The sequence below is a fragment of the Frigoribacterium faeni genome (assembly GCF_007988805.1).
GTDB classification, from domain to species: Bacteria; Actinomycetota; Actinomycetes; order Actinomycetales; family Microbacteriaceae; genus Frigoribacterium; species Frigoribacterium faeni.
Genome location: NZ_BJUV01000011.1, coordinates 94,702 through 101,278 on the forward strand (window position 1 = coordinate 94,702; position 6,577 = coordinate 101,278).

Below are 6,577 nucleotides of genomic sequence, written 5' to 3' on the forward strand. Positions count from 1 at the left end.
GGTCCGCTGAGAGCCTAGACCGGCTGTACGAGACCGGGGTGTTGACTGGGCGCATGACCGACACCTCCGCGCCCGCCGACGGGCCCGCCCCCGCACCCCGCACCTCCGTCGACTTCTGGTTCGACCCCTCGTGCCCCTGGGCCTGGATGACCAGCCGCTGGGTCGACGAGGTCGCGAAGCACCGCGACCTCGACGTCACGTTCCGCATCATGAGCCTCGCCGTGCTCAACGAGGACAACGACGTCAGCGACGAGTACAAGGCGAACTTCGCCCGCATGCTCCGCTACACCCGTCTCGTCACCGCGGCGGGCGAGCTGCACGGCCAGGCCGTCGTCAAGCCTCTCTACGACGCCCTCGGCACGCGCATCCACCCCGGTGGCGAGACCGACGCCGACGTGGTGATCCCGGCGGCGCTCGCCGAGGTCGGCCTGCCCGCCGACTTCATCCGCTACGCCGACGGCGACGAGTACGACGAGCAGATGCGCGCCAGCCACTTCGACGGCATCGGCCGCGTCGGCCAGGACGTCGGCACCCCGGTGATCGCGGTGAACGGCACGGCCTTCTTCGGCCCGGTCATCTCGCCGGCGCCGAAGGGCGAGGAGGCCGTCCGCCTGTGGGACGGCGTCGTCGCCGTGGCCTCGTACCCCGGCTTCTTCGAGATCAAGCGCACGCGAACGACGGGGCCGGTCTTCGACTGACGACCCGCGCCTCCTCGGCCCCGCCGACGACCCCGAGCCGAGGAGGCGCGGGTCGTCCGGCGGGGCCGGGGCCCGGTTCTAAGATGGTCCCCATGCGCATCCACGTCGCGACCGATCACGCCGGTCTCGAGTTCAGCCAGACCGTCATCCAGCACCTGTCCGACGCGGGTCACGACGTCACCGATCACGGTCCGACCAGCTACGAGCCGCTCGACGACTATCCGTCGTTCTGCATCGCCGCCGCCCGAGCGGTGGTGCGCGATCAGCGCGAGGGCCAGGAGGCCCTCGGCGTCGTCTTCGGCGGCTCGGGCAACGGCGAGCAGATCGCGGCGAACAAGGTCGAGGGCGTCCGGGCCGCTCTGGTCTGGAACGACTCGACCGCGAAGCTCGCCCGACAGCACAACGACGCCAACGTGATCGCGATCGGCGCCCGCCAGCACACCGAGGCCGAGGCGCTGGCCTTCATCGACGCCTTCGTCGCCGAGCCGTTCAGCCACGACGAGCGGCACGTGCGTCGTATCGCCCAGGTCGGCGAGTACGAGACCACGGGCGCCATCGCCGGGCACCCGGTCGACTGACGACGTAACGTCGGAGGCGGCGGGATCGACTGACGATCCCGCCGCTTCGTCGTCCCGGCCGCCGTGTCGGGTCACGAGCCGGAACGAGAGAGGAACCGCCGTGCCCGAGGGCCATTCCGTCCATCGCATCGCCAACCAGTTCGAGCAGACCTTCGTCGCTCACCGCGTCGCGGTGAGCTCGCCCCAGGGCCGGTTCGCCGCCGGGGCCGCCAAGCTCGACGGCGCGACGATGGTCGACTCCAAGGCCGTGGGCAAGCAGATGTTCCTCGAATTCGACAACGGGCTCTGGCTGCATGTTCACCTGGGGCTCTACGGCGCGTGGGACTTCGCCGGCGACATCGCGACGGGTCACTCGATGGCCGAGTCGCGGACCCGTCGAGCGGCGACGCGCAAGGCCGAGAACGCCCCCGACGACGACGGCGAGCACTCGATGGCGAGCATCGGCGCGCCGCGCCGGACGCGCGTGCGCATGGCCGAGCAGGAGAAGGCCGAGGACGACATCGAGTCGTTCCCTCCCGATCCGGTCGGTCAGGTGCGCGTGCGTCTGCTGAGCGACACCGCCGTGGGCGACCTGCGGGGGCCCACGAAGTGCGAGGTGCTCGATGCCGCCGGCGTCGACCTCGCGATCTCGAAGCTCGGGCCCGACCCGCTGGTCGACACGCCGAAGAAGGGCCGCGAGCGGTTCGTCACGACGGTCCGGAAGAAGCGCACGCCGATCGGCCTGCTGCTGATGGACCAGAGCGTGGTCAGCGGCATCGGCAACATCTACCGCGCCGAGCTGCTGTTCCGCGCGCGCCTCGACCCGCACACGCCCGGCAACCAGGTGCCCGAGGACGTCCTCGAGGCCCTCTACAAGGACTGGACCAAGCTGCTGAAGAGCGGGGTCGAGCTCGGTCAGATGATGACCATGGACGGCCTCACGAAGGCCCAGCACGCGAAGGCGCTCCGCAGCCGGGCCGACCGGCACTGGGTCTACCACCGCGAGGGGCTGCCCTGCCGGGTCTGCGGCACGAACGTCGTCATGGAGATGGCGGCGGGTCGCAAGCTCTACTGGTGCCCCACCGATCAGGTCTGACGAGGGGGACGTGTTACGTCCGTGTCACGTCTTTCAAGCAGGGCTGAAACCTGTGCCAGGGTGACACCATGCGGCACACACCCACGTTCGTCCTGTCCGACGCCGACGAGGTCAAGCGGTTGATCCGCGAGAACCCCTGGGCGACCATCGTGTCGCACACCGACGAGGGCATCGTCGCCTCGCACTACCCTGTGGTGCTCGAGGCGAGCGACGACCCGGACGCGATCGTGCTCGTCAGCCACGTCGGCCGCCCCGACGAGCGCGCGCACGAGCTCGGCGACCACGAGGTGATGGTGATCATCCAGGGGCCGCACGGCTACATCTCGCCCGGCTGGTATCCCGCCGAGCAGATCATCCCGACCTGGAACCATGTCACGGCGCACCTCTGGGGAACCCCCGAGATCCTCTCCGACGACGAGAACTTCCGGGTGCTGGGCGAGCTCGTCGACCACTTCGAGAACGAGATGCCCGAGCCGTCGACCCTGACCCTCGACGAGCAGGGCTCCCGCCGGGTCGCCAAGGGCACGGTCGGCATCCGCCTGCGGGTCACCCGGTTCGACGCGCGTCTCAAGCTCAGCCAGAACAAGGCGCCCGAGGTCGTCGACCGGATCATCGACGAGCTGGAGCATGGCGAGCACTACGCCCAGCCGGCGTTGGCCGCCGAGATGCGACGGGTGCGCGACCGATGAGCCTCGTCGACGCCCCCACGGGCGGAACCGAGGAGGCACGGGGCCTGCTCCTGACGAACGCCCGGCCGACGGGGCGCGACGGCTCCCTCGTCGACGTCCTGATCGAGTCCGGCGAGGTCTCGGCGATGGCTCCCGACATCACGCCGGCATCCGGCGTCGACGTCGTGGACCTCGACGGCCGGTGGCTGGGTCCGGGGCTCTGGGACTCGCACGTGCACATGGATCAGTGGGCCCTCGTCCGACAGCGCCTCGACCTGTCGTCCGCGCGATCCGCCGCCGAGGCGGCGTCGCTCGTCGGCGAGCGCCTGCGCGGTCAGCCGCCCGCGGCCGGCCGCCCGCTGATCGGCTACGGCTTCCAGGACGCGCTCTGGCCCGACACGCCCACCCGGGCGCTGCTCGACTCGGTCAGCGGCGACGTGCCGGTGGTGCTCGTCAGCAAGGACCTGCACGCCGTCTGGCTCGACTCCCGCGCGCTCGAGCAGCACGGGCACGGTGGTCACCCGACGGGCCTGCTGCGCGAGCAGGCGGCCTTCGACGTCAACACGGCCGTCAGCGCCGTGAGCGAGGAGCTGCTCGACGACTGGGTCGCCGAGGCCGTCGAGGCCGCGTCGGCGCGCGGCGTGGTCGGCGTCGTCGACCTCGAGATGACCCTCTCGATCGACCGCTGGGCGCGTCGGGTCGCCGGCGGCGTCCGGGGCCTGCGGGTCCAGGCCGGCGTCTACCCGCAGGACCTCGACGGCGTGATCGCCCGGGGCCTGCGCACCGGGGACGTCGTCGAGGGCACCGAGGGCCTCGTGACGATGGGGCCGTTCAAGATCATCACGGACGGCTCGTTGAACACCCGCACGGCCTACTGCCACGACCCGTACCCCGGGCTCGAGGGCGACCCCGCGGCGCGGGGGCTGCCCACCTACGAGGCGGACGAGCTCGTCGGCTGGCTGCGCCGCGCCTCCTCGGCGGGCCTGGTGCCCGCGGTCCACGCCATCGGCGACGCGGCGAACGCCCTGGCCCTCGACGCGCTCGAGGAGGTCGGCTGCGGCGGCAGCATCGAGCACGCCCAGCTGCTCGACGTGCGGGACGTCGACCGGTTCGCCCGGCTCGGCATCGTGGCCAGTGTGCAGCCCGAGCACGCCATGGACGACCGCGACGTCGCCGACCGCTACTGGGCCGGCCGTACCGGGCGGGCCTTCGCGTTCGAGACGCTCGTCGCGGCCGGTGTGACGGTCCGGCTCGGATCCGACGCGCCGGTGGCCCCGCTCGATCCGTGGGTGTCGATGGCGGCGGCCGTGTCGCGGGCCCGCGACGGGCGCGCGTCATGGCACCCCGAGCAGCGTCTCGTCTCGTCCGTCGCGCTCGCCGCGTCCGCTCGCGGACGCAGCGCGGTCGAGACGGGGTCGGCCGCCGACCTGGTCGTCACCGAGGCGGATCCGCTGGCGGCGACCGACGCCGAGCTCCGGTCGTTCGACGTCGCGGCGACGCTGCTCGGAGGCCGGTTCACCCACGTCGCGCTCGGCTGAGATCGGGACGACGGCGGCGCGGATCGTGTTTCGACGACGTTTCCCGGTCATGAAGGTTTCAAAAAGCAATGAAACTTTTGAGCCGAGACTCTTCCGCTCGACGGGTCGCCCTCTCTAGCGTGTCGATACGCCGTCTCGTCACGGCATCGGAGTGCACCACCCGACCCGCCCCGACCCGGGCGCAGGAGGACACATGAGAGCCACCCGCACGACCCTCGTCACCGCAGCCGTCACGATCGCGGCCCTCTCTCTCGGCGGGTGCGCCGCCGGCGGAGACTCGGCCGAGGGCGGGTCCGGAGGGACCCTCGTCTACGCGACCGGCGAGCCCGACCACCTCACGCCGGGCAGGCAGACGGTCGCCTTCACGCAGGTCATGAGCCTGTTCGCCCCGCTCGTCTCGGTCGACGAGGACAACGCCATCACCTACGTCCAGGCGGAGTCCGTCGAGTCCGACGACAACGTCACGTGGACCATCACCCTCCGGGACGGCTGGACCTTCCAGGACGGCACCCCGGTCACGGCCCAGAGCTACGTCGACGCCTGGAACCACACCGCCGACGCCGCGAACGCGTTCGAGAACAGCGGCCAGCTGGCGGGCATCGTCGGCTACACCGACCTGAACCCCGCCGAGGGCGAGCCGACCGCGAGCGAGATGAGCGGCCTCACGGTCGTCGACGACACGACCTTCACGGTCGAGCTGTCGCATGCCGACAGCCAGTTCCCCCTCCAGCTCAGCCAGGCGCAGACCGGCTTCTACCCGATGCCCGAGTCGGCGTACGACGACATGGACGCCTACGACCGCGAGCCGATCGGCAACGGCCCGTTCGAGATGACCGAGCCGTGGGAGGACGACGCCGAGTTCACCGTCGAGAAGTACGCCGACTACCAGGGCGACGACGCCGCCCAGGTGGACAGCATCACCTACCGGAGCTACAGCGACCAGAACACGGCCTACACCGACGTGCTCGCGGGCAACGCCGACGTGCTGTTCCTCCCCGCATCGAAGATGACCTCGGCCGAGGCCGACTTCGGCGACCGCCTGTACTCGTTCGACGCCCCCGGCATCGACTACCTGGGCTTCCCGCTGACCGACGAGCGCTACTCCGACGTCCGGGTGCGACAGGCCATCTCGATGTCGATCGACCGCGACGCCGTCAACAACGCCATCTACGGCGGGCTCTACGAGCCGGCGACCGCGTTCACCCCGTCCGCGATGGACGGCACGCCCGAGGGGCTCTGCGGCGAGTACTGCGAGTTCGACCCCGAGGCCGCCAAGGCCCTGCTCGCCGAGGCCGGCGGGTTCGACGGCACGATGGAGATCGTCTACCCGGGCGGCAGCGGAGTCGACTCGCTGTTCGAGGCCTACGCGAACCAGATCCGCCAGAACCTCGGCGTCGACGACGTCGTGGCCACGCCGAGCACCGACTGGGCCGAGTACTACCAGGGGCTCGTCGACCGGACCACGGCCGGTCCGCACTTCGGTCACTGGGGCGCGCTCTACGTCAGCCAGCAGAACACGCTCCGCTCGCTGTTCACCGAGGCCGGCGGCTGCTACGACTGCACCTGGTACAGCTCGCCCGACGTCGATGCGCTCCTCGACGAGGCCGACCAGGCCGCGACGCCCGAGGCGGCGACCGACGCGTACCGCGCCGTGCAGGAGAGAGTGCTCGAGGACTTCCCGGTCGCTCCGACCTTCTCGGACAAGTACTCGTACGTGACCAGCGAGAAGATCGCCACGCTGCCGCAGGCGGCGGGCAGCCCGATCGTGCAGGGGATCACCCTGAAGTGACGATCCACGACGGCACCACCCGCACCTCCGCCGCCGCCGTCGGCTCGACGGACGACCTCGTCCGCCGGGCCGGCGCGGTGCCCCCGCTCGACGGGTTCCCCACCCTCGACGTGCTCTGGCGACGCTTCGCCCGCATCGAGCGCGAGAACCCCGGTCTCGTCTCGAGCCGGCGGGTGGCGACCAGCCGTCTCGGCGAGCCGATCCTGATGTACACCGTCGGCAGCGGCTCCC

The 6,577-nt window shown here is 71.1% G+C and carries 6 protein-coding genes and 1 pseudogene; all 7 read left to right on the forward strand.

Going from position 1 to position 6,577, the window contains the following annotated elements; genetic code table 11:
- The first annotated feature begins 53 nt into the window (after window positions 1-53).
- Window positions 54-698 carry a mycothiol-dependent nitroreductase Rv2466c family protein gene (locus FFA01_RS07205; RefSeq protein ID WP_146854450.1) on the forward strand — a complete coding sequence of 215 codons (645 nt, stop codon included), beginning with the start codon at window positions 54-56 and terminating at the stop codon, window positions 696-698.
- 92 nt (window positions 699-790) lie between these two features.
- Window positions 791-1,276 carry a ribose-5-phosphate isomerase gene (locus FFA01_RS07210; protein ID WP_146854452.1) on the forward strand — a complete coding sequence of 162 codons (486 nt, stop codon included), beginning with the start codon at window positions 791-793 and terminating at the stop codon, window positions 1,274-1,276.
- 100 nt (window positions 1,277-1,376) lie between these two features.
- On the forward strand, window positions 1,377-2,351 hold the full coding sequence (locus FFA01_RS07215) for an Fpg/Nei family DNA glycosylase (RefSeq protein WP_146854454.1): 975 nt from the start codon (window positions 1,377-1,379) through the stop codon (window positions 2,349-2,351).
- 68 nt (window positions 2,352-2,419) lie between these two features.
- Window positions 2,420-3,040 carry an FMN-binding negative transcriptional regulator gene (locus FFA01_RS07220; protein WP_146854456.1) on the forward strand — a complete coding sequence of 207 codons (621 nt, stop codon included), beginning with the start codon at window positions 2,420-2,422 and terminating at the stop codon, window positions 3,038-3,040.
- Window positions 3,037-4,557 carry an amidohydrolase gene (locus tag FFA01_RS07225; protein WP_146854459.1) on the forward strand — a complete coding sequence of 507 codons (1,521 nt, stop codon included), beginning with the start codon at window positions 3,037-3,039 and terminating at the stop codon, window positions 4,555-4,557. The genes FFA01_RS07220 and FFA01_RS07225 overlap by 4 nt, the downstream gene beginning before the upstream one ends.
- Before the next feature lie 193 nt (window positions 4,558-4,750).
- Entirely contained in the window at window positions 4,751-6,346 is a 1,596-nt protein-coding gene (locus FFA01_RS07230; protein ID WP_146854461.1) for a peptide ABC transporter substrate-binding protein, read from the forward strand.
- Window positions 6,343-6,577: pseudogene (locus tag FFA01_RS07235) on the forward strand (M14 family zinc carboxypeptidase); the annotation flags it as partial. The gene FFA01_RS07230 and the pseudogene FFA01_RS07235, both read left to right, overlap by 4 nt.